The following is a 23,270-nucleotide window of genomic DNA, read 5'->3' on the forward strand; positions in this document are numbered from 1 at the left end:
TTTCTGTGAATCGGTGAATAACTCCGTTGAGCACGCCTGCGAGTGGCAAGTTACCCACAGAGTTGGGATAATGGTGGCTAAATATGACCAACCCATAAGGTGTTTATGAGCGTCCATCAACAGCTTCAAACCGCGCTTCTTGAGCTTGAAGCCGCCATGAAGGCCGCCGATCTGTGGCGTACGCCCACCCCGGATGCGGCTGCCTTTGCCAGCCAGCAGCCTTTTTGTATCGATACGATGTCGTTGCCCCAGTGGGTGCGCTACGTTTTTGTTGCCCGTATGAATGCGCTTATTGATGCGGACGCTGCTCTGCCCGCCAAATGTGACGTCGCCCCCGCGATGGCGGCATATTTGATGCAGCAGAAAGTGCGAGCAAGCGATCAGCTGCTGGTAGTGAGAGCAGTAGAGCGCGTGGACAAGCTGGTTACCGAGAACTAATCAGCAACGTTGAGGTAGGGCCATATAACAATGCCCAGGGCGCGAGCGCTGGGCATTGTTGCATGAGCGAGAGTAGAGGCTAGAAGCGGTAGCTCAAGCCTGCCATGACCACCATGGGGTCAATCGCTACGGTACCCGCACCTGCGCCATTAATAGAGGCGTCGGTGTCGATATCTAAGTACCAAGCAGCAGCGTTGAGTGCCCAGTGGTCATCAATGAGCAGATCGACGCCCACTTGAGCGGCCGCGCCCCAAGAATCATCTAGCTCAAGCTCGCCAATGGCGAGGCTCTCATCGGAAAAGCGCGTGTAATTAATACCGGCACCCAGGTAAGGCTGTACTTGAGAATCACTGCCGCCCAAGGGGTAATACTGTAGCGTCAGAGTGGGTGGTAGGTGTTTTGTTGATGCTAGGTTGTCACCGTTGAGTTCAATGTCGTGCTCGAAAGGGAGTGCAGCCAGCAGCTCTACCCCTACTTTGTCATGAAAGCGGTAGCCTAAGGTGAAAGCGAAGTCGGTTTTATCCTGAACGTCGACCGCGAAGGCACCGCCAGCTAGCGAGCCGTTGTCGCTTTTAGGTGCCACTTTGGCCACGCCCACGCGAGTAAAGAAATCGCCAGCGCCATAGGCAACGGCTTGGCTACTGGCTACCAAGGTGGCGGCGGCAACTCCAGTAATAAGTAGAGAAGGTAATGATAAAAGGCGCATAGCGTCGCTCCTGACCGATAAGTGATGGGGAAGGGTTGAGGTGAACAACCATGCGGTCAGTGTATCGAGCCCTAGAGCAGCCAGTATTGACCTGGGGCAAAAGGCGGTAACCTCTTGTTTAGGCGGTTAGCAATATGCATCTAGCCTCAGGCACAAAAAAGGGCTCAGCGGGTTTCCCCGCTGAGCCCTTCTTGGTCATGCCGCCGTATTACGCTTCTTTGCGGTCAATATGCTGATATTCACCGGCATCGGCAGTCATGTTGCTGACCACCAAAATAGCGATGAAGGACGCGAGGAACCCAGGAATGATCTCGTAAATGCCGGGACCACCCATGAACGAGCCGTTCCAACCCAGAGTGATCCACAGCATGACGGTCACAGCACCGACAATCATGCCCGCTAGTGCGCCAGCACCGTTGGTGCGCGGCCACATCAGCGCCAAGATAATCAGCGGGCCGAAGGCCGCACCAAAGCCTGCCCATGCGTTACTGACCAGCCCCAGGACTTGGGAGTTTTCGTCAGAGGCAATAATCGCAGCCACCACGCCGACCAGCACCACGCAAACACGACCAACCGCTACACACTGTTGCTCAGTGGCGTTTTTGTGCAGGAACAGACGATAGAAGTCTTCGGTAAGTGAGGAAGACGACACCAGCAGCTGGCTAGAAATGGTACTCATGATCGCCGCCAGCAGCGCCGCGTAGAGGAAGCCAGTAATCAGCGGGTGGAAAAGAAGGTTGGCTAGAATGATAAAGATCGTTTCCGGGTCTTGAACGTCCAGACCATTACGAACGGCGTAGGCACGACCTGCCAAGCCCAGCGAAACAGCGCCAATCAGTGAGATCAGCATCCAACCCATACCAATGTTACGGGCGGTAGGCACGTCTTTCTGAGAGCGAATCGCCATGAAGCGCACAATGATGTGCGGTTGGCCAAAGTAACCCAAGCCCCAGGTCACCGCAGAGAGCCAGCCGATGAAGGTTAACCCTTCGGTCCAAGACAGCAGCGTGGGGTCGACCTCATTGAGCGTCTGTGACGCCTGAGAGAAGCCACCGCCGCCTTCGCCAAACAGCACCACCGCGGGCATGATGATCAGTGCCAGCATCATAATGCAGCCCTGAACAAAGTCCGTCATGCTCACGGCCAGGAAGCCACCTACCACGGTGTAGATAAGCACCACGCCGAGGGTGATCATCACGCCCATGGCGTAGTTGCTCATATCGCCGAAGTTATAAACACCGGTGAAGGCGCTTTCAAACAGCTTGCCGCCTGCCACTAAGCCGGAGGCGGTATAGACGGCAAAGAAGATAACGATAACGATCGCGGATACCGTGCGCAGAGACAGTGCCCGGGTCGGAAAGCGGTTCGCCAGAAACGCAGGGATCGTGATTGCATTGCCATAGTGAATGGTTTGTTCACGCAGGCGCGGCGCAACTAAAATCCAGTTGAAGAGAGCGCCTACTAGCAGGCCAATCCCGATCCAGGCGGAGCCCAGGCCAGAGACAAACATCGCCCCCGGTAAGCCGAGCAGCAGCCAGCCGCTCATATCAGACGCACCCGCTGAAAGGGCGGCCACTTGTGGGCTGAGTGTACGGCCACCCAGCATGTAGTCTTCAGAGGAAGACGTTGATTTGCGCATAGCATAAACGCCAATGGCGATCATGAGCGCAAAGTAACCGAATAAGCTAATCCAAACACCTGTAGCCATGAAACTTCTCCAGTTTGTGAGTACGAGGCTACGCTGGGTACAAAAGTGTCTGCGGATGCTGACTCTTTTGTACACGGCGAGCGTCGACAGGTGCTGCGTTGGCCGAGCAGCAGCGGCCATAGTGCAGCCTTGTTGTTGTTAACCCTGAGTTTTCATTCCACTGCCTGTCATCGCGAATCCGCTAGACAAGGCATGAGAGAGTTGATGGGTACGTGTGTGCGCAATGTTCCCCGTGCCCGACAGGCGGCCCATACAGGCCGCGCACGTCAAGGCAATTGCTCTATTATTGTCAACCATGAGACGGTTCCTTTTCAGGAGTTCAGGTTAGTTGTGTTGATGAGCCGTTCACTCATCCCCTAGCGCCAGAAGCGACGCGTTGCCACCCAGAGCGGCGGTGTTGTTAGTAATCGTTTTTTCGGTCACAAAACGCTGCAGGTAGTGCGGCCCGCCTGCTTTAGGGCCGGTGCCTGATAAGCCTTGGCCACCAAACGGTTGAACACCAACAACAGCACCGATGATATTACGGTTGATATACACATTGCCTACCCGAATTTTCTGCGCTATTTCAGCGGCAAAGGATTCGTTACGGCTATGCACCCCAAAGGTCAGTCCATAACCCCGGCCGTTAATGTCATTGATGACCTTATCAAGCTCGCGTGCTTTGAAGCGCACAATGTGTAGTACCGGGCCAAACTGCTCGCGCGTCAGGGCGTCAATACTGTCAATGGTAAAGGCGACCGGCGGTACAAAAGTGCCGTGCTGGGTATGCTCGGCAGACATCGGTGTTTCAGCCACTAAGCGGTTCTCGCCCTTCAGCTTCTCGATGTGGGCCATCAACCCCTTGCGGGCATCTTCATCAATGACCGGGCCCACATCGGTACCCAGGTCGCGGGGGTCGCCAATACGCAGTTCGCTCATCGCACCCTTGAGGATTTCGATGACGCGGTCAGCAACGTCTTCCTGAAGGTAGAGCACCCGCAGGGCAGAGCAGCGCTGGCCAGCACTCTGAAAAGCAGATTGAATGACATCCACCACGACCTGCTCGGGCAGGGCAGTGGAGTCAACGATCATCGCGTTCATGCCGCCGGTTTCTGCGATCAGCGTGGGTAGCGGCGCGTTGTCACGGGCGGCGAGAGCGCGGTTAATAATTTGCGCTGTGTCGGTACCGCCGGTAAACACTACGCCGGTAATGCGCGGGTCAGAGGTCAGCACGCTGCCTACGGTAGGGCCGTCACCCGGCAGCAGCTGCACTACATCACGGGGCATGCCTGCTTCGTATAGCAGCTCGATAACGCGGTGGGCGACAATCGAGGTTTGCTCAGCGGGTTTCGCTAGTACCGTGTTACCTGCGACGGCGGCGGCAACAATTTGACCGCAGAAGATGGCGACCGGGAAGTTCCAGGGGCTAATGGCGGCAAAAACACCTTTACCACCCATCATCAAGCGGTTGGATTCACCGGTGGGACCAGGCAGCTCAATGGGCTCGCCAAACGACTCTTCAGCACGCATGGCGTAATAGCGGCAGAAGTCGACCGCTTCTTTGATTTCATCGACGCCATCGGTCAGCAGCTTGCCGCCTTCGCGGGAGCAGAGTGTCATCAGCTCCGCCATGTGCTCTTCCATCAGGTCGCCCAAGCGACGCAAAATTGCTGCGCGCTCGGCAACCGGGGTGGCGTCCCAGCGGGGGAAGGCTTCCCAGGCGGCGTCAAGGGCTTTAGCGGCCTGCTCTTTGCTCGTCCACTGCACGCTACCAACCGTTTGGCGGCGATCAAAAGGCGACGTCACGCTATGCGTGTTAGCGCTGTCGTCTGCCACATCAAAGGCCAGTAGCGGCTTGGTGGGGTACTGCTTGTCCATAAACCCGCCCATCTTTTCCATTAGCGGGTCGTAGTGGCTACGGATGTTTAAGTTAACCCCACGGGAGTTACGACGCTTCGCGCCATAAATGTCTTTAGGCAGAGGAATACGCTTGTTGTAGAACGTTTTCTGCTGGCGCAGGGTGTCGATAGGATGCTGACACAGCGACTCCACCGGCACATCTGGGTCGACAATCTGGTGAACAAACGACGAGTTAGCGCCGTTTTCCAGCAGGCGACGTACTAAGTAGGGCAGTAGGTCTTTATGCGCACCGACCGGTGCGTAAATACGGCAGTAGGTGCCTTTGGGGGCACGCTCAAGGGCCGCATCATATAGCGCTTCGCCCATGCCATGCAGGCGCTGGAATTCAAACGGGCGGCTGTCGTGGTTCGCTAGTTCCAAAATCGTCGTGACGGTATGGGCGTTGTGCGTCGCAAACTGAGGGAAAATGCGGCCACGGGTGTCGTCAGACAGCAGGAACTGCGCGCAGGCCAGGTAAGCCACATCGGTACACGCCTTGCGGGTATAAACCGGATAGCCATCGATACCCAGCTGCTGAGACTCTTTGATTTCGCTATCCCAATACGCACCTTTCACTAGGCGTAGCGGGATTTCATCGCCTTGTTCATCGGCCAAACGGTTGAGGTAGTGCAGTACTGGCAGCGCGCGCTTGGAGTAAGCCTGAACCACCAAGCCAAAGTGGCCCCAGCCCTTGACGGCGTCGCTTTGGTAAATCGCACGGAAGACTTCTAGAGAAAGCTCCAGGCGGTCAACTTCTTCCGCGTCGATGGTGACAGCCACATCCAGTGCGCGCGCTTTGGTGACCAGTTGAATAACGGTATCTACCAGTTCTGTCAGAACTTGTTCGCGGCGTCCAAACTCATAGCGGGGGTGCAGGGCAGAGAGCTTGATAGAGACTGACGGCGCAGGGGTTTTGTCGCCCAGCGATTTGCACGCTTTGCCCACTTGCTCAATGGCACGAGCGTAGTCGTCAAAGTAGCGTTTGGCATCGTCGCGGGTGCGTGCGGCTTCACCCAGCATATCGTAGGAGTAGGTGTAGCCTTTATTGAATAGCGGCTTAGAGCGTTTCAGGGCTTCGTTGATATCGCGGCCAAGCACGAACTGCTTGCCCATGATTTTCATCGCTTCCATCATCGCCCGGCGAATCACCGGCTCGCCCATGCGATTAACCATGCGGTTAATAAAGTGGGCGGGCTGGCCCTCTTTCGGGTGGTCCAGCTTCAGCACGCGGCCGGTCATTAACAGGCCCCAAGTAGAGGCGTTAACCATCCACGATTCGCTCTTGCCCACATGGGACTGCCAGTCGGCGGGGCCAAGCTTATCTTCGATCAGCGCATCTGCGGTGGCTTTATCCGGAATACGCAGCATCGCTTCTGCCAGGCACATCAGCATCAGGCCTTCATGGGTATCCAGGCTGTACTGTTGCAGCAGCTCGTCGATGGTATCAACCGCGGTATCCATGTTGCGTACGTCGCGCACCAGTGCTGCCGTGTTGGCCTCAATGCGAGAAAAATCGTCCTGGTCAGCGCCCAGTAGTTTGATCAGTTCGCTGACATAAGTGTCTTCATCGACGATGTAGTGTTCGCTAACACGCTTTAGCAGCGTATCAAGGTCGGTTTGCCAGGTGGCAGAGTCACGCATTTGTTTAGCATTGAGCATTGAGGCCCCCGTAAGACAGGTCTGAAACGAGCAACTTGAACGAATAGCTGGGTCAGCTACCGTTAAAAAAGTGATGGCAGGGCAAGTGCCCAGGCTGACGTTTGAATGTAGAGCTAGCTGTCGTTAGGTGTATGTCGTTTTCATGGCAAAACGTGTCAATTTCGCGGCAAGAAGTTGCTAATTACGACTTTAGTAGAGTTGAGAGAGCGCCGCTAGCAGCAAACAGGATGACATTTTGAGCGTCTTCGCGAGCAATGCATTAACGAGACGCGAGTACGCCTGCTCCCACGGGGGATGCCGCCGGGGAGAGCGCCGTTGAATGAGGCGTTGAACGATTGTTGGCATCGAGTGAGGGCGCGGCAAAGCCTTGGCGTAACTGACGTGGCGATGCGCCATAGCTGCGGCGAAACGCATGAGAGAGCGCGCTCTGGTTGGCAAACCCAGTTTGAATGGCGATATCGGTTAGCGGTAGGCGGCTCTGCATCACTAGTTGGCGCGCTGCGTGCAACCGCTGCCTGCGCACATACTGCCAGGGTGAGAGCCCGGTTTGCGCTCTAAAACGTTCAGAAAAGTGCGCTTCACTCAGGCATGCCAGTTTGGCTAGGTCTGCCACGCGCAGCTCATCGGCCAAATGTCGGCGGATGAAGCGGTCGATCTGATCAAGGTCGATGCGTCGTTGGGCAGCACATCCAGGCGCACCTAGGCGCGCTTTTAGTGAGCCGAGGAGGGTGGCTGCCAAACGGTCTTGTTGAAAAGAGGTCGTCGAGTTGTCAAATCCGCGGGCCAGTTCGCTTTCGACAAACGTTAAGTAGTGGCGTAACGGGCTGTCTAAAGCAAAGAAACGCGGCGCATCAAATAGCGCGACCAGCTCTCGGTGTTCGCCAGTGAGGGCGGGAGCATCCTCAGGAAGGTCTAAAATCAGCTGGCGATTATGGCCATTTCCAGAGTAGTAGTGCTCATGGTTGGCGGGCACAATACAGCCGGAAAACGCATTGACCCGGCCTCCAAGCCCCTCAATTTCAAACTCGGAAGAGCCACAGAGCGTAATCACGATTTGGTGAAAATCATGGGAGTGATGCTTGGTAGCGCTTTCCAGGGGAATTTGACGGATAGTGCTCGGCATTGAGGTCTCCTCGTCGCTGCTGCTCTATTAGCGCTGACGAAGCGCTGTGTGGGCCGCTAAATGATCACGTAATGCTTTTAGCTCTGCGTAACCCTCTTGGTTAAGTAGCGGCTTGCCCTGCGCAATCTGCCATCGCCGCCCGTGAGTATCCATAAGATGCGCGGCACGGCGGCGGACGTTGTCTAAATACTCATCATGACGAATAGGGTAGCCAATCAACGCGTTCCACTCGGTTTCACTGACCTTACTCTCTAGCGCTTTATCAAATAGCGAAATCAGATCTTTCGGCTCAGTGCGGTAGCGCGGCGTTCCTGCGCTCATTAGCACCAGCAGCACGGCTCCTATTACCAGCACACAGACGCCAAACACCAGTAGGTAAAGTGCCATGTCAAGCTCCCAGCCGCATCAGGTTAGGCGCCCGCTTCTGCGCCCATTGGAGAGTGGCTGTCTAGTATACGCTCGCGCCTGCCCAGACGAAAATTTTAACCTTTTGCGAACTTTTTCTCTGCAGAGTGTCTGAGTGTGTACAGGCAACATCGCGATGGCAGTCGCTAATAGTGTTGTTCTGGCTATTGTTTTCGATCCCTTGCTTCCGCTGCTTTTTCAAGCAGCGGTTTTTTTTGCCTGCTTGTTGAGGACTAGCGCAGTGTATAATGATAGTGGCTAATGGCAGTGGCTAATGTCGGCGAATCGTAAGGAGTGCCATCAGAATATCGCGCCGGGTGACGATGCCCACCAGACGCTGCTGCTCAACCACCGGATAAATTTTCGGTTTAGCGCCCAGCATTTCCTGTGCTAAATCGGTAATGCTTTTATTGGGCGAGGTAGTGAGTACATCCTGGCGCATTAACTCTCTGACGAGTGGCGCTTCATCGTCATGATAGATACTGTCCAGCACACGCCCCAAAACGTCCTGCTCGGAAATAAAGCCGATTAAGCGGTCAGCCATATCCACCACAGGCGCGCCCGGCAGGCGGTGGAGGGCGAGCCCTTGCGCCAGGGTAGTAATGGATGTTTCTCCTGAAACACGGTAGCAGTCGCGGGACATAATATCGCGTACGGTATCCGGGATTTTTTTATTCATTGGAGCACTCCTTTACGTGATCGACAGGCCACAGCCGATTCTCTTACTGTAGGTGATTTAACTCACCCTGCGCTGCCCCCATACTGACGTTATTCAACGCTTTGCCGCTTTTTAAATTGGCCTCAACCGCGAAGAGGAACCGTAATGGATGCTCGAGAATATTTAAATCGTAAAGGCGTAGGCCTGGATCGAGACCCTGAAAGGCCCAACACGCTGGAAGAGAAAGCCTGGGAGCGCGCCCGTGGTGCTGGCAGCCATCGTCCTAAGTCGGGCACGCCACACGATTGGGAGGATTGGGAGCGCCATCACGACGACCTGGCAGAAGGCGCAGAAACCCTGGAGCAAAAAATCGACAAAGAGGCTCACCGTAAGGCGCTTGAGCGCGAAAAAGCCCAGTCGGCCCAGGCGAATGCTGCTGTGGGGCACTATACGCCACCGCCCATAAAGGCTGACACAGCTGCGAAAGCGGACGATGAGAAGGCGCCGCCTTCCTCTTCAGGGGCAGCCCCCGATCTCCCGCCAGAGCCTGAGACGTTGACGCTGGCTTATCGCGCGTTGGCCGTGCTGCTGCCACCTTTAGCGGTGGGCTTGACCGAAGGCGGTGCCCAACGGGTACTCATCAGTGCTGTGTTAACGCTACTAGGCTGGCTACCCGGCGTTATTTACGCGTTCATTTGGCTGAAAAAACGCTAAAGGCCACCGGAGACGTTTGGCCCATTGGCAGAGGGTATGAAAGGCGTATAATCCCCGTCAACTATCTTCTTTTCTGAGGTTTACTGATGGGCTACTTGGTCGGTGTGACGGCGCTCTGGGCGTTCTCCTTCTCTTTGATTGGCGTCTATTTGGCGGGGCAGGTGGACAGTTACTTTGCCGTGCTGGTGCGCGTGACGTTAGCGATGCTGGTGTTTCTGCCTTTTCTACGCCCAAGCTTGCTGCGCGGAAAACAGCGCCTTGCGTTGATGGCGCTGGGGGCCATTCAGCTTGGCGTCATGTACACCTTCTTTTATCACTCGTTTTTGCTGCTCTCCGTGCCCGAAGTGCTGCTGTTCACCATCTTTACACCCGTGTATATCGCGCTGCTCGATGACCTAATGTTCAAGCGCTTCACTCCTATTTACCTCATTACCGCGATACTGGCCGTTATTGGTGCGGGCGTGATTCGCTATGACGGGATCGATAGCGGCTTCTGGCTGGGCTTTTTAGTCGTGCAGGGTGCGAACCTCTGCTTCGCTATTGGGCAAGTTGGCTATCGTCGTCTCGCGGCGGATCTGCCACCCACCCTGGCTTGGCATAATGTGTTTGGCTGGTTCTTTATTGGCGCGATGCTGGTGGCGCTGCCCGCCTTCTTGCTGTTTGGTAACAGCGCTGCGTTACCATCGACGTCGCTACAGTGGGGAGTTCTTGCGTGGCTGGGGCTGGTGGCTTCGGGCGTCGGCTATTTTGCCTGGAACCAAGGAGCGACCAAAGTAGACGCAGGCACCCTGGCGATTATGAACAATGCGCTTGTCCCTGCCGGGCTCATTGTTAACCTCGTGATTTGGAATCGCGATGCGGATATGGGCAAGTTGCTTTTGGGGGCGGCCATCATGGGCGCCTCACTGTGGCTCAACCACTGGTGGCTTCAGCGCCGCAAGGTTGCGGTTGCTTAAGCTAAGCCGCTGATTTTTCCCGGCGCGGTAGGCTCACCGCTACCGTGCCGAGTGATTTGCTCGATACCGCCTTCCTCTCCATAATGTGGGCTGATGCTAGCGAGAGCCGCCCATGTCTAACACCCCATCGTCAGATTCTACCTCCGGTGGCCTTCGTCACCCAGCGAAGCCGTTCAAGACGATTGGCTTGATTGGCCGCTTAGGCAGCGACAAGGTTGTCGACTCGCTTCAACGCTTGGTCCGTTACTTAACGGAACAGGACTATAAGGTACTCATCGAGGATCGCACCGCCACGGCGCTGCCCCAACACGGCTTACCTGAAGCCAGCCGCCGTATGCTGGGTGAGCTGTGTGACCTAGTGATAGTAGTGGGCGGAGACGGCAGCTTACTGGGAGCGGCACGTACACTGTGTCGCAGCGGTACGCTGATTTTGGGAGTTAACCGTGGGCGGCTGGGTTTTCTAACGGATATCTCTCCAGATGAATTAGAAACTCGGGTAGGCGAAGTGCTGGAAGGGGAGTTTGAGGTTGAAGAACGCTTCCTGCTGGATGCGGTGCTTTACCGCAATGGCGTCGCGGTGGGCAGTGGCGATGCGCTGAACGAAGTCGTTGTGCATCCTGGTAAAGCGGTGCGCATGATTGAGTTTGAACTGTTTATTGATGGGCAGTTTGTGTACAGCCAGCGCAGCGACGGACTTATCGTGGCCACACCGACCGGCTCTACCGCCTATGCGCTCTCAGGTGGCGGGCCGATTATGCATCCGAAGCTGGATGTGGTGACCCTGGTGCCCATGTTTCCCCATACGCTCTCCAGTCGGCCCATTGTGATTGATGCGGCCAGTGAAATTCGTATTCATATCGGCGAAACCAATCAGACCTACCCCCATATTAGCTGTGATGGGCAAACTCGGGCGGTGGCCAAGCCAGATGATGTGTTGGTTATCACCCGTAAGCCGGAGCGCGTTCAGCTCGTGCACCCTATTGGGCACAATTTCTACGATGTGCTGCGCAGTAAACTCGGCTGGAGCCATCGGCTAGGGGATTGATATGGAGGGTTACGATTTAATCGGTGATATCCACGGCTGCGGCGCTACGCTAGCGGCTTTGTTGGAGAAGCTGGGTTACCACCAGCGCGGCGGCGTGTACCGCCACCCTCGGCGTAAAGTGATTTTTTTGGGCGACCTGATTGATCGCGGGCCGCGTATTCGCCTAGCGGTCACGATTGCACGGCGCATGGTAGAGGCGGGTGAAGCACATATTGTGATGGGCAATCACGAGTATAATGCGCTGGCCTATACTCAGCCTGCGCCCGCTGGCAGCGGTAAGCGTTGGCTGCGAGAGCATACCCCGCGCCACAACCGCATCATTCAAGATACTCTCGACCAGTACCGCGACCACACCAACGAGTGGGAAGATACGCTGGCTTGGTTTAAGACTATCCCGCTCTTTTTAGAGCTGGACGGCATTCGCGTGGTACACGCCTGCTGGGATGATGCGCTGATTGAAGAGCTAAAACAGCGTGCACCCAAGGCGCAGATGGATAACCAGTTCCTGGTGGAATCCACCGACCCCACCTCTCAAGCGTATCGAATTCTAGATCGGCTCACTCGCGGCCCCCATATACCGTTACCTCAAGGCGTTGCCATCCACTCAGGCGATGGCTTTACTCGGCAAAGCTTCCGCGCCCATTTTTGGGCAGCAAACCCTCAGCAGTGGGGTGATGTGGTCTTTCAGCCGGATAACTTACCTGGCGATTTAGAAACCCGTGCGCTTACCGAGACTGAGCGACAGCGGCTCAGTTATTACGGCCCAGAACAGCCGCCGCTGTTTATCGGCCACTACTGGTGCGAAGGAATTCCTGCGTTGCCAGCGGTCAATATTGCTTGTTTAGATTACAGCGCCGTTAAGTTTGGCCGCTTAGTGGCTTATCGCTGGAGTGGTGAAACTCAGCTAAACGCCGATCATTTCGTTTGGATTCAAGTGCCTAAAGAGGAACGCGCGCTGCCAAAGCCGTGGGAAATTGATTTTGATTAAGCGCGTTTCATCGTCATTACATATGGTTACATAATTTTTGCAAAACTGCTGAACTAACCCCGTTGCCGGTTATCAGAGTAAGTGTTCCCTTGAATGATCCCTTGCTTTTATCCGGCGGCCCCCTCCGCCGGATTTTTTTTGTTTATCCGTTGGCAAAAGAACGCTAAGGCGCATTTAAACTTGATGCACCACAACCAGGATAAAAGGGAGATGCCATGCATCCAGTCATGCTCTTGCCCTCGGGCGCAGATACACAGGCACTGCGCAAAGCATTATGGCATTACCGCATTGGCCATCGGATTACTGACGAAACAGACGGCCAGTTGCTCTGGGTTGCCGACCCCCGCCAGCATGATGAACTGCGCGCATTAGTTGGCCGCTGGGAGCGCGGCGAGGCTCTCATTTTGGACGACGCGCGGCCACAACGGCCACGCGCTGCTCTCAGTATGGCTGCCAACCTCCGCCAAGTGCCCGTTACCGCGCTGATGATAGTGGTGAGCTTGGCGGTGTTCGCGTTAACCGGCGTTTTCGGTGATCTGTTAATCGTGGCTCTCACCATCGTGCCGGTAGGTATTTCTGGCGGGCAGTTGGTGTATGGGTCGCTGGCAGACACCGTGATGGGGGGGCAGGTATGGCGGCTTTTATCGCCGGCATTTCTGCATTTTGGCTGGATGCATCTGATCTTTAATCTGATGTGGGTGTGGTACTTCGGTCGGCAAATTGAGCTGCGCCAAGGCAGTAAAATGATGCTGCTGCTGCTCATTGTGGCAGGCATTGGCGCCAACGTTGCTCAGTATGTCACCGGGACAGTTCTGTTTGGGGGAATGTCAGGCGTGGTGTATGCGCTCCTTGCTCACGTATGGCTAATGTCCCGCCGTGCTCCGAAAAGTGGCTTCTTTGTGCCGCAAATGCTGGTGGTATTTATGCTCGGCTGGATGGTGTTCACCATGACCGATATTGCAGGCACCGTCGGCTTTGGTAACGTCGCCAACGAAGCCCACTTAGGCGGGCTCCTCGTGGGGCTCGCCACAGGCTGGTATTATTCCTCCAAATGCAGCAAAGCTTAACGCCGCCAATTTAAAAGCAGCCAACACGTGAGGTGCTGACCGTGAGCGATATGACCTTCGATAAAATGATCAACCAGATGACGCCTGCGATTTATGAGAGCTTGAAGCAGGCGGTCTCACTGCGAAAATGGCCCGATGGCCGCCGGTTGACGCCGGAGCAGACCGAGCTGTGTTTAGAGGCGGTTATGCGCTTTGAAGCCGAAAACAACGTGCCGGAAGAGAGCCGCGTAGGATATCTAGAGCGGCGTACCTGTGGTGCCGGTGCTACCGGCGCAGGCGTTAGCCCCGAAATGGCGGGCCTTGGCCGGGATGCCACGCGTGACTGATTTTTTAATCCCAGAGGTTTCTCCCGTTAAAGGGTGTCTGCAAAAAATGGCGGCGGCGCTGCCTAGCCGCCAAGACGAACAGGTGGTTTACCAACTGCGCGCAGGTGAGCATCGGGTGGCGTTGAATGAGCGTATCGGTTCACCGATGCGCCTTTCATGGAGCGGGGCTATTGCCTGCACCCACTGCGGCCGGGCAACCAAAAAAAGTTTTGCACAAGGCTACTGCTACCCATGCTTTAAGCGATTGGCACAGTGCGATACCTGCATCATGAAGCCAGAAACCTGCCACTACTACCAAGGCACCTGCCGCGAGCCGGAGTGGGGTGAGGCGCACTGCTTTCAGCCCCACATCGTCTATCTGGCTAACTCTTCCGGTTTGAAGGTGGGGATTACCCGCAAAACCCAAATGCCCACCCGCTGGTTGGATCAAGGCGCTATTCAGGCACTGCCGATTCTTGAAGTGAATACCCGCCAGCAGTCCGGGTTTGTCGAGATGCTGTTTAAAGAGCAGGTGGCCGACCGCACTAACTGGCGTGCCATGTTAAAAGGTGAGGTAGAACCACTCGATCTGCGCGCTGAGCGTGACCGATTGTTGAACACACTGGCAGACGGCTTAAGCCAGCTACGCAGTGTTCACGGCGAGGACGCCATCCGCACGTTGGATGAGGCTCCTCTGCAGTTCGACTATCCCGTTGCTGCCTTTCCTCGCAAGGTGGTCTCTCATAATTTTGATAAGCAGCCGCTGGTTGAAGGCATTCTTCAGGGCGTGAAAGGGCAGTACCTCATGTTCGACACGGGTGTGATAAATCTACGTAAATTCACAGGTTATGAAATTTCGGTGGAGTAAAACTTGGCGTTTTGCCTAGCCAGCATGGTATCGGTTGACTAAGGTTATCAGGGACACAATAGACTCTGCTCTCGTCACGCAAGGAAGCCCTGATGCCATGGCTAAAACTGCTGCACATCGCCGCGCTGGTTATTTGGTGCGGCGCTCTTCTTTATTTGCCAGCGCTGCTACTGCAAGCGCTGCAGCTACGTAAAGACGCTGGCTTTGCCCAGGGTACGCCGCCTATGCCGCGGTTTTTCTATAATTCCATCGCCACGCCAGCGGCCCTTGCGGCGATTGCATCAGGCACGCTGCTATTTCTGTTGCATGGCCTGTTAGGGGGCTGGCTAATACTCAAGCTAGGGGCCGTGGTGTTAATGGTGGCCGCTCATGGCTGCTTTGGCTGGCTTATCCTGCGCTTGGAAATGGGCATTTTTAAAGGGGTGAAGACAGCCAGCCTGTGTGCGCTGCTGCTGGCGCTGGTGGGCATATTTGGCGTGCTAGGGTTTGTGCTCTCTAAACCGCTGGAGTGGAGCTAGCTCAATGGCCAATGTCCTATTACGGGCTGCCACTGAGCCGCTCGGGTTACTATTCTACTTCAACGCCCACCGCGTGCTCGTACACCAGCTGGCCACCGAGCCAGCCAGCCAAAGCAATCAAACCGGCCGTTACCAGCGAAATTGCCAACCCCCATGGCAGCACCGCATCGGGCTCAGTGAAACGCAGCAGCCAGTTCAGCGACGCCAGAGAGAGCATGACGACAGCGACTATCGCGTGACTCCAGCCCGTGATCAAACGGCGAATCCGTGCTACCGACACCAAGTCAATGATGCCTGCCACCGACGCAATCCAGCCGCCAAACGCGCCGACACCTGCCAGCCAAAGCCCGCCGCGCAACCAAAACGTATCTTGGGTATACCAGTAGGCGATATCGCAGGCGACCAGTGCCATCAGGGCCGCCACCGGGAAGTGAATCATCACCGGGTGGAGCGGGTGCCCCGCCAGCGACGCGCGGCTTTTGATCGAGCGTTGGGGAGTAGGTGTCATCGTCACTTCCTGTGGTTAGACAAAGCGAAAAAATGGGACAGATCAACTGCATTTCAGGGAAAACGCTAATGAGGGAACGCGATAGCGCTACGTCCGCCATCATGTCGTGTTTAACATCGCGGCGAGCCCGTCAAGCTGCCTGCTGGCTTGGGCTCAGCCTGCTGCTCAGTGTCGCGGGCTGTACTGGCGACAGATCTATCTTAGACCCTGCAGGGCCCGCCGCGCGAGACGTTCGGTTAATTTGGTGGGTAATGCTGGGCTTTGCCACTATCGTGCTGGTCGGTGTCACCGTGGTTTGGCTGTATGCCTTCAAACCGCGCAACGTAGAGCGCACGCCTGCCCAAGAACGACGCATTGCCCGCCGCTGGATTATTGGTGGAGGCCTTGTGTTGCCGATCACCAGTGTGACTGCACTGCTGATGTTCGGGGTGCCCGCTGGGCAACGCATGCTGCCGCTCCCGCTAGGCGAGCCGCCTGAAGTGATTGAAGTGATCGGCCATCAGTGGTGGTGGGAAGTGCGCTACCCAGGCGCCGAAGGCGGCGAAGTCGTCACCGCTAACCAGCTCGTCATGCCCGCAGGGGAGCCGGTGGATTTTCATGTGAGCGGCGCGGATGTCATTCACGCGTTTTGGGTGCCGCGCCTGGGCGGCAAAATCGACATGCTGCCAGGAAGGGTGAATAAAATCCGTTTGGAAGCTGATGAGCCCGCCGTATTTGGTGCCCAGTGTGCCGAGCTGTGCGGGGTGGGCCATGCGCATATGCATTTGTACGTCGAAGCCGTGCCTCGTGAAGCATTCGATGCATGGCTAGCGGCTCGACAGGACGCTGAGCTAAGCGAATTAGCGACCCAAGATTCAGCCCACGATAGCGCAAGAGAGGCCTTTGCGATCCACTGCGCGAGCTGCCATCAAGTGGCTGGCGTCAGCCAGGGCGATGTAGGGCCGAACCTCTCGGATGTAGGTAGCCGTTCGATGCTGGGTGCCGGTGTGATGGCCATGGAAGAGGGCGCGGTGAGCCAGTGGCTGCAGCAGCACCAAACGCTGAAGCCGGGCAATAAAATGCCTGCCCACGATGATATTGATACGGACACCTTGGATGCCCTGGGTGCTTGGCTGGAGACCTTGACCCCATGAAGAGCGTGAATCAAGAGGCGGTAGAGCAAGACCCGCAGCAGTTACACGAAGACCTACATGACATTTGGGGTAACCCGAAAGGGCTAAAGGCCCTCACCATCGTGAACCATACAACGCTAGGTCTGCGTTTTATGATCACCGGGATGGTGTTTTTCCTGATTGGCGGCATTCTCGCCATGCTGGTGCGTACCCAGCTAGCGATGCCCGACCAGGACTTTATGTCGCCGGAGATCTATAACCAGGTCACCACCATGCACGGCACGGTGATGATGTTTCTGTTCGCCATCCCTATGCTGGAGGGGCTGGCGATTTACCTGATCCCTAAAATGATTGGTGCCCGTGACTTGGTGTGCCCACGGCTAACGTCGCTGGGTTATTTCTGCTACCTGTTTGGCGGGATTATCCTCACTTCCAGCCTAATTATTGAGATGGCGCCTTCAAGCGGCTGGTTTATGTACACGCCGCTGAGCAGTAAAGAGTTTGCCCCGGATTTGGGCTCCGATTTTTGGCTGCTGGGCATCACCTTTGTGGAGATATCAGCGCTCTCGGCGGGGGTGGAGCTGGTGGTGTCTATCTTACGCACCCGCACCCAGGGCATGGCGCTGCATAAGATGCCGCTGTTTGCGTGGTATATCCTCGCCATGGCGCTAATGATCGTGGTGGGCTTCCCCCCGCTGATACTCGGCAGCGTGCTGCTGGAGCTTGAGCGGGCGGTAGGCATGCCGTTTTTCCAAATTGCGGGCGGCGGCGACCCGGTACTCTGGCAGCACCTGTTCTGGCTGTTTGGCCATCCGGAGGTGTACATCATCTTCCTGCCTGCCGCTGGTATTGTCTCCACCTTGATTCCGGTGTTTGCCGGGCGGCCCATTGTGGGGTACGGCTGGGTAGTGGCAGCGATCACCATCATGGGCTTTATCAGCTTTGGGCTGTGGGTTCACCACATGTTCACCATTGGCATTCCGCAGCTGGCTCAGGCGTTTTTCTCGGCGGCCAGTATGCTGGTGGCCGTGCCCACGGCGATTCAGGTGTTTGTCTGGATAGCCACGCTCTGGCTTGGCAAACCCAAAATGAAGCTGCCCATGCTGTGGGTGATGGGCTTTTTAATTATCTTTGTGTGCGGCGGGTTAACCGGCGTCATGCTGGCGCTGGTGCCGTTTAACTGGCAGGTGCACGACACCCACTTTGTGGTGGCGCACATGCACTATGTGCTGGTGGGCGGCATGTTCTTCCCGCTGATCGCCGGGCTTTATTACTGGCTGCCGCTCTTTTCTGGACGAATGCCCTCCGAAAACCTGGGGCGCTGGGGGTTTTGGCTTACCTTCCTGGGCTTTAACGGCACCTTCTTAATCATGCACTGGACCGGGCTGCTTGGCATGCCCCGGCGGATTTACACCTATGAAGCGGGGTCGGGCTGGGAGATTTTTAACCTGCTCTCGTCGATCAGTAGCTTTGTGCTCTCGGCAGGGATTGCCATGGTGCTGCTGGATATCGCGCTGCACTTCCGGTTTGGCAAGCCCGCCAAGCATAACCCCTGGAATGCCGATACGCTGGAGTGGGCCAACACCATGCCGCCCAGCGCCTATAACTTTGTGAGCCTCCCCAGTGTGGAAACTCGGCACCCGCTGTGGGATGACCCGAACCTGCCGCATACCATGGCCGAGGGTAAGCACTCGCTGGCGGTGGCCTCCCACGGCAGGCGAGAGATGTGGGGCACCGATCCAATTTCAGGCAAGGTGCGCGAGATTATACACCTGCCCGGTAACTCCTGGTGGCCGCTGTTTGCCGCTGCCGCGCTGGCGGTGGTGTGCCTGAGCCTGCTGACCAAGGTGTACCCGTTGGCAGGCGTGTTCGTGATAATTGCCGGTATCTTCCTGCTGCGCTGGTCCTGGGAGAACGGGGCGCATCCTAAAGCGGCACCGGATGCGGGCGTAAAACCAGGCGACCCACCGCTCCATTCGCGCACGATGGACGGCCCGGGCCTTTGGGCGATGGGTGTTTTTCTTATCGCCAACGGATCGTTTTATCTCTCTTATCTATTTGGCTGGTTCTATCTCTGGACCGTTTCACCGCAATGGCAGATGCCGGAGACGCCGCCGCTATCGCTCATGCTTATGTTGGCAGCGGGCGTGGCGGTGTTGGCCGGATGTGTGGTGATGGAGCGGCTGGTGCGCGGGCTGCGCCAGCAGCGTGATGCCGGGCTAGGCGTAGGCTTCTATTTAGCCGCTGTGTTAGGTGCACTGCAAGTGGGGCTAACGGGCTGGGCGCTGTGGCAAGCCGAACTTGCTCCCACACAAACCTCCCACGATGCGGTGATGCTGGTCGGCCTTGTCTACGCCCTGTTCCACGGCGGTTTAGCGGTCGTCTTGACCGTGCTTCAAGGGCTTCGTGTGGGCTATGGCTATGTGGGCGCTCATGCTCCCTTCGAGCCGGGCGTAGTAGCCTTGCTTTGGCGCTATAACGTGGTCACCTTTGGGCTGCTCATAGGGGCGCTGGCGGTGTTGCCCCGCGTGTTAGGAGGGTAGGGCGATGGAACGACTTAACTTTACCCACCCTATCCATTTGATAGTGGGGCTAACGCTCTGGAGCGTTTGGTTTGTGGCAGTGTATAGCGGCCTATCGGTGGCCTGTGCGGTGTCTCCACCGCCGCCGGAGGCCAGATCACTCACTCTGCTCAACGCAGGCTTGGGCGGTTTTACCCTTCTCTGTGCTGCTGGGCTTGTGCTGTTGGCCTGGGGGTGCTGCCGCACAGCCAAGCAGCATCAGGGGCGTCAGCGCTTTCATGCCGTGGTATCCGGTTGGCTCTACTTGTTTTCTGCCTTTGGCGTGGCGTTTGCGGGGCTACCCATCATTGGCGTGCCGCCTTGTCTGTAACCGTGAACAGTGACTCGCCTGCTAATGACGACGCACCGCTCTATACGCTTCATGGCATGTGGTGCACCAGCTGTGCGCTGGCGGTAGAGGGCGCGCTAGCCCGCTTGCCGGGGGTCGCTCAGGCCAGCGTTCATTACCCTACCGCAACGGTGTGGGTAAACGGCGCTCCCGCAGCAACCCAGTTGGCGGTGCTAGCCCCCGTGGTGAAGCGGCTGGGCTATCGGCTGAGCGAGCTAGAGCCAGTGCAAGATGCCCAGCAGCGCTTAGCCCAAGAGAGCCGATACCTCACGCTGCGCCTGATTGTAGGCGCAGTGTTGGGTATGTGGACCATGCTGGCGTCGCTGCTGATCTACGTGGGCGCGCTGCCCAATGCCACCATAGAGCTGGTCGTTGCGTGGGTGGCCGGTGCCTTTTCACTGCCCGTCGTGCTCTATTCCGGCTTTCCGTTTTACCGAGCGGGGTGGCGCACGCTATTGGCCCGACGCCCCGGCATGGATGTATTGGTAAGCCTGGGTGTGCTTGGCGCCATGGCGGTATCGGTAGGGCTGCTGCTGCGCGGCTCTTCAGAGGTCTATTTTGATACTGCGGTGATGCTGATTGTGCTACTTCTGGTGGGCCGGCTGGTCGAAACCCTGTGCAGGCAGCGGGGGCTTAAGGCCTTTGATGCACTGCGGCTGCCGGAGGCTGATGTCGTAGTTTGCCAAGGCGGGCAGCGCGACACGCAGCCCGTTGGGGAAGTCTCCATGGGAGCCGTGATTGAAGTGCCCCCCGGTGAGCAGGTGCCCTTGGATGGCCTGCTGGAAACGCCCGGCTGGCTGGATACCGCCACGCTCACTGGGGAAAGCGTGCCCCGTTACCTGCATGCTGGGCAGCGTGTATACGCGGGCTGCCGCTATGCGGCGGGGCTAAACGCAGCGCCTTTGAAGGTGACTGTGACGGCCACCGTCGGCCAGCGGCGGGTGGATAAACTGTGCGAGCAAATGCGCCGCGCCCAGGCAAAAAAGGGCGAGTTGCACAAGCTGGCCGACCGCTTTGCCTCATGGCTAAGCCCCGTAGCGCTGCTGCTGGCTGTGCTGACACTCCCACTCGGGCTGCTATTGGGCCTTGGGCTGGAAGACGCTGCTGTGCGTGCGCTGTCTGTTTTGGTGGTAGCTTGCCCCTGCGCGGCGGGGCTGGCGGTTCCGCTGGCAAGCCTTGCCGGTAGCAGCCAAGCGTTACAGCAGGGCATTGCGCTTCGCGACCCTGCCGCTTTTGAAACCCTGGCGAAAGTACGCGGCATTGCCTTCGATAAAACCGGTACGCTCACCCGTGGGCAGCATCAGGTAGTGCACGCCGCGCTGCGCCAGGGCGAAGACCTCGCGATGTTTCAGGCGATGCTGCACAGCGCCGTCAGCCAAAGCGAACACCCGCTAGCCAGCGGTTTGCTGGACTGGGCGAACAAGGCTGAAACAGCAGCGCCGCCCAAGGCACTTCATAAAGTACTTCATAACGTACTTCATCTTGAGGAGCATCCCGGCAAAGGCCAGCAAGTAACGTTTCAAAACGGAGAGCAGTGGTGGTTAGGTAGCGCTGCATGGATAGAGCAGCAGCTTGGCGCGCCCTTGCCAGATAACGCCCAACACCCTGACTACGCCTTTGCTTCACAGGTGGTAGTGGCCAACAGCCGCGGTTGGCTCGCCACGCTCTACTGTGCCGACCAGCCGGTAAGCGATGCGAAAGCGAGCCTTGCTGAACTACAGCGCTCAGGGTACATCGTGGCGCTGATCAGCGGCGACCGCCAGGGGCCGGTGGGCTGGCTTGGCCAGCAGGTGGGGTTAGCAAAAAACGCGTGCTACGCCCAGCGTTCGCCGGAAGCCAAAGCGGCACTTCTCAAAGGGTTGCCGTCGCCCACGCTCTATGTGGGCGACGGGGTGAACGATACCTTGAGCCTTGCCGAAGCCGGGGTAGGTGTCGCCCCCATGCAAGCCAGCGAAGCCGCCCGCGACGGAGCCGCCGCACAGCTGCTTTGGCCTGGGGTGAGCGGTATCGTGAGGCTATTGGCACTGGCTAAGCGCACCCGCCGAGTGATGGTGCAAAACCTAGTGTTTTCGGCACTCTATAACACGCTGGCGCTTGGGCTGGTGATCATGATGGCGGTACCGCCCTTGGCCGCCGTGCTGGCGATGGCAGCAAGCTCGCTCAGCGTGATGTTAAACACAGCGCGCCTTGCGTGGGAAGAGCCTGACGAGGCTAGCGATAGCCCAATGCCTGCCCCAGCCGCTCAGCGTTCGATGCCACCCACTGAGGGTCAATCGCGCCCCACTGCTTAATGGTGTAGTGGCCAATGTTGTGGCGCTCGCCGTCGCCTTTTTCAAACACGCACTCAATATCCAATTCCCCCAGGGACGTAATGGTGTCTTGGGCGGTGCGCCTCGGCATGCCGGTGGCTTCCATCAGCGCGGGTACGCTGGCCACGCCTTGCTCAATCAAGTGGGCCACGTAAAGGCGGCGGTAAAAGCTGGATTTTGTTTTGCTGAGCGACATGGAGAGGGCGTCTTCTTAGTGATGGGTATTCCTGCAGTCTAATCAAATAAATCCCCCTGTGCCCGGGGCGGGCGAAAATCACGGGTATTCAGCCCCTGCTCGGTGCGTGGCTGCATGTTCCACTGGCGGCTAGCACGCTGAAACCGCTGGGCGATTAAGTCAGCGAATACCCCCTCGCCGCGAAAGCGCTTACCAAAGGCCGCATCGTAGGTTTTACCGCCCCGACACTGACGCATCAAGCTCATCACCTTGGCAGCGCGCTCGGGGTAGTGAGCCTCTAGCCACGCTTCAAACAGCGGCGCGACCTCGTGGGGCAGCCGCAGCAGCATCCAGGTGGCGGTGCGCGCCCCGGCGCGGCTGGCGGCTTCCAGAATGCGCTCAATTTCGTGGTCGGTCAGGCCTGGAATAATCGGCGATACCAGCGTGCCCACCGGTATTCCCGCCGTGTTTAGCTCGCGGATCACTTTCAGGCGTGCCTGCGGCGATGCCGCACGGGGTTCCAGCGTGCGCTTTAGGTTAGCGTCTAGGCTGGTCAAGCTCACGAACACCCGCACCAAGCGATGCTCCGCCATTTCTGCTAGTAGATCGATATCCCGCAAAATCAGCGTGCTTTTCGTCACTAGCGTCACCGGGTGGCGGCAAGCCAACAGCAATTCCAGTAAGCGGCGAGTGGTTTGGTAGGTGGCCTCTAGCGGCTGGTAACAGTCGGTATTACCGGAGAGGTTAATGGGGCGGCAAACATAGTGGGGGTGGCAAAGCTCCTCTTTTAAATGCTCCACCAGCCCGTGGCGGGCGATCAGCTTGGTTTCAAAATCCAGCCCCGGTGATAAATCCCAATAGGCGTGGGAGGGACGCGCATAGCAGTAGACACAGCCATGCTCACAGCCGCGATACGGGTTAAGCGAACGATCAAAAGGTAAATCTGGCGAGTTGTTCCAAGAAAGTGCGCTTTTACTGGCTTCCTCGCGCACTTCTGTTGCCAGTGAGATAGAGGCTTCTTCCTGCCACCATCCGTCATCCTCTGCCACGCTGCGGGTAGGGGCAAAGCGGTTATGTGGGTCGTAGGTTGCACCGCGCCCTTTATGCACGGTAGCGCGAGAGAGATCCAGTGATGTCATCTGCCACCTCATACGTAGTATCAATATATATGTTTATAAATACAGTGTATGGGGTTTGCCCAGCACCGCAACCAAGCGGGC

The 23,270-nt window shown here is 57.2% G+C and carries 22 protein-coding genes; 13 read left to right on the plus strand and 9 right to left on the minus strand.

Annotated features, from left to right (window positions below):
- The first annotated feature begins 105 nt into the window (after positions 1 to 105).
- Positions 106 to 438 (plus strand): YqcC family protein, encoded by a 333-nt coding sequence (locus R0J87_RS12865; RefSeq protein ID WP_404345373.1) that lies wholly within the window; start codon positions 106 to 108, stop codon positions 436 to 438.
- A gap of 79 nt (positions 439 to 517) precedes the next feature.
- On the opposite strand, the gene R0J87_RS12870 is transcribed toward R0J87_RS12865, so the two are convergent.
- The 6 genes from R0J87_RS12870 to R0J87_RS12895 all read right to left on the minus strand — a co-directional run bounded on the left by R0J87_RS12870 (position 518) and on the right by R0J87_RS12895 (position 8,596).
- Positions 518 to 1,144 (minus strand): OmpW/AlkL family protein, encoded by a 627-nt coding sequence (locus R0J87_RS12870; protein WP_404345374.1) that lies wholly within the window; start codon positions 1,142 to 1,144, stop codon positions 518 to 520.
- Between the two features lie 208 nt (positions 1,145 to 1,352).
- Positions 1,353 to 2,852 (minus strand): sodium/proline symporter PutP, encoded by a 1,500-nt coding sequence (putP, locus tag R0J87_RS12875; RefSeq protein ID WP_404345375.1) that lies wholly within the window; start codon positions 2,850 to 2,852, stop codon positions 1,353 to 1,355.
- Between the two features lie 345 nt (positions 2,853 to 3,197).
- Positions 3,198 to 6,389 (minus strand): bifunctional proline dehydrogenase/L-glutamate gamma-semialdehyde dehydrogenase PutA, encoded by a 3,192-nt coding sequence (putA, locus tag R0J87_RS12880; protein WP_498886589.1) that lies wholly within the window; start codon positions 6,387 to 6,389, stop codon positions 3,198 to 3,200.
- Between the two features lie 259 nt (positions 6,390 to 6,648).
- Positions 6,649 to 7,512 (minus strand): helix-turn-helix domain-containing protein, encoded by an 864-nt coding sequence (locus R0J87_RS12885; protein ID WP_498886590.1) that lies wholly within the window; start codon positions 7,510 to 7,512, stop codon positions 6,649 to 6,651.
- A 27-nt stretch (positions 7,513 to 7,539) separates the two neighbouring features.
- Positions 7,540 to 7,899 carry a hypothetical protein gene (locus R0J87_RS12890; RefSeq protein ID WP_498886592.1) on the minus strand — a complete coding sequence of 120 codons (360 nt, stop codon included), beginning with the start codon at positions 7,897 to 7,899 and terminating at the stop codon, positions 7,540 to 7,542.
- 289 nt (positions 7,900 to 8,188) lie between these two features.
- Positions 8,189 to 8,596: a CBS domain-containing protein gene (locus R0J87_RS12895; protein WP_404345379.1), complete on the minus strand. Its 408-nt coding sequence runs from the start codon at positions 8,594 to 8,596 to the stop codon at positions 8,189 to 8,191.
- 144 nt (positions 8,597 to 8,740) lie between these two features.
- Between R0J87_RS12895 and R0J87_RS12900 the strand changes: the two genes are divergently transcribed.
- The 8 genes from R0J87_RS12900 (at position 8,741) to R0J87_RS12935 (ending at position 15,036) form a co-directional block, all read left to right on the plus strand.
- Positions 8,741 to 9,289 (plus strand): YqaE/Pmp3 family membrane protein, encoded by a 549-nt coding sequence (locus R0J87_RS12900; RefSeq protein WP_498886594.1) that lies wholly within the window; start codon positions 8,741 to 8,743, stop codon positions 9,287 to 9,289.
- A gap of 86 nt (positions 9,290 to 9,375) precedes the next feature.
- Entirely contained in the window at positions 9,376 to 10,245 is an 870-nt protein-coding gene (locus R0J87_RS12905; protein WP_404465874.1) for a carboxylate/amino acid/amine transporter, read from the plus strand.
- A gap of 112 nt (positions 10,246 to 10,357) precedes the next feature.
- A complete protein-coding gene (locus R0J87_RS12910; protein WP_498886596.1) occupies positions 10,358 to 11,290 on the plus strand; it encodes an NAD(+) kinase in 933 nt (310 codons plus the stop codon).
- 1 nt (position 11,291) lies between these two features.
- Entirely contained in the window at positions 11,292 to 12,278 is a 987-nt protein-coding gene (locus R0J87_RS12915; RefSeq protein ID WP_498886598.1) for a metallophosphoesterase, read from the plus strand.
- A gap of 215 nt (positions 12,279 to 12,493) precedes the next feature.
- Positions 12,494 to 13,345, plus strand: coding sequence for a rhomboid family intramembrane serine protease (locus tag R0J87_RS12920; protein WP_498886600.1), 852 nt, complete (start codon positions 12,494 to 12,496; stop codon positions 13,343 to 13,345).
- 41 nt (positions 13,346 to 13,386) lie between these two features.
- Complete coding sequence (locus R0J87_RS12925) at positions 13,387 to 13,671, plus strand: YeaC family protein (RefSeq protein ID WP_404465879.1); 285 nt, start codon at positions 13,387 to 13,389, stop codon at positions 13,669 to 13,671.
- The gene (locus tag R0J87_RS12930; RefSeq protein ID WP_498886602.1) at positions 13,655 to 14,518 is read left to right on the plus strand and encodes a DUF2797 domain-containing protein; all 864 of its coding nucleotides are present in this window, start codon (positions 13,655 to 13,657) and stop codon (positions 14,516 to 14,518) included. Before R0J87_RS12925 ends, R0J87_RS12930 begins: the two co-directional genes overlap by 17 nt.
- Before the next feature lie 92 nt (positions 14,519 to 14,610).
- Entirely contained in the window at positions 14,611 to 15,036 is a 426-nt protein-coding gene (locus R0J87_RS12935; protein ID WP_062360239.1) for a HemJ family protein, read from the plus strand.
- Positions 15,037 to 15,085: 49 nt separating this feature from the next.
- On the opposite strand, the gene R0J87_RS12940 is transcribed toward R0J87_RS12935, so the two are convergent.
- Positions 15,086 to 15,544: a DUF2231 domain-containing protein gene (locus tag R0J87_RS12940; protein ID WP_404345388.1), complete on the minus strand. Its 459-nt coding sequence runs from the start codon at positions 15,542 to 15,544 to the stop codon at positions 15,086 to 15,088.
- A gap of 68 nt (positions 15,545 to 15,612) precedes the next feature.
- Here R0J87_RS12940 and coxB point away from each other — a divergent pair, with 68 nt between their 5' ends.
- From coxB to R0J87_RS12960, 4 genes are read left to right on the plus strand one after another with little or no spacing between them, the layout of a single operon-like run.
- Positions 15,613 to 16,677, plus strand: a complete 1,065-nt coding sequence (coxB, locus tag R0J87_RS12945; protein ID WP_498886605.1) for a cytochrome c oxidase subunit II — start codon at positions 15,613 to 15,615, stop codon at positions 16,675 to 16,677.
- Complete coding sequence (ctaD, locus tag R0J87_RS12950) at positions 16,674 to 19,199, plus strand: cytochrome c oxidase subunit I (protein WP_498886607.1); 2,526 nt, start codon at positions 16,674 to 16,676, stop codon at positions 19,197 to 19,199. Before coxB ends, ctaD begins: the two co-directional genes overlap by 4 nt.
- Before the next feature lie 4 nt (positions 19,200 to 19,203).
- On the plus strand, positions 19,204 to 19,548 hold the full coding sequence (locus R0J87_RS12955) for a hypothetical protein (protein WP_404345391.1): 345 nt from the start codon (positions 19,204 to 19,206) through the stop codon (positions 19,546 to 19,548).
- Positions 19,539 to 21,857: a heavy metal translocating P-type ATPase gene (locus R0J87_RS12960; protein WP_498886609.1), complete on the plus strand. Its 2,319-nt coding sequence runs from the start codon at positions 19,539 to 19,541 to the stop codon at positions 21,855 to 21,857. Before R0J87_RS12955 ends, R0J87_RS12960 begins: the two co-directional genes overlap by 10 nt.
- On the opposite strand, the gene R0J87_RS12965 is transcribed toward R0J87_RS12960, so the two are convergent.
- Both R0J87_RS12965 and R0J87_RS12970 read right to left on the minus strand, forming a co-directional pair.
- The gene (locus R0J87_RS12965) at positions 21,778 to 22,071 is read right to left on the minus strand and encodes a winged helix-turn-helix domain-containing protein (RefSeq protein ID WP_062360247.1); all 294 of its coding nucleotides are present in this window, start codon (positions 22,069 to 22,071) and stop codon (positions 21,778 to 21,780) included. The two genes, R0J87_RS12960 and R0J87_RS12965, sit on opposite strands and share 80 nt — an antisense overlap.
- Positions 22,072 to 22,109: 38 nt before the next feature.
- The gene (locus tag R0J87_RS12970) at positions 22,110 to 23,189 is read right to left on the minus strand and encodes a PA0069 family radical SAM protein (RefSeq protein ID WP_498886611.1); all 1,080 of its coding nucleotides are present in this window, start codon (positions 23,187 to 23,189) and stop codon (positions 22,110 to 22,112) included.
- Positions 23,190 to 23,270: the final 81 nt, after the last annotated feature.

It is taken from the genome of Halomonas sp. SIMBA_159 (assembly GCF_046536035.1).
Classification (GTDB): Bacteria; Pseudomonadota; Gammaproteobacteria; order Pseudomonadales; family Halomonadaceae; genus Vreelandella; species Vreelandella venusta_A.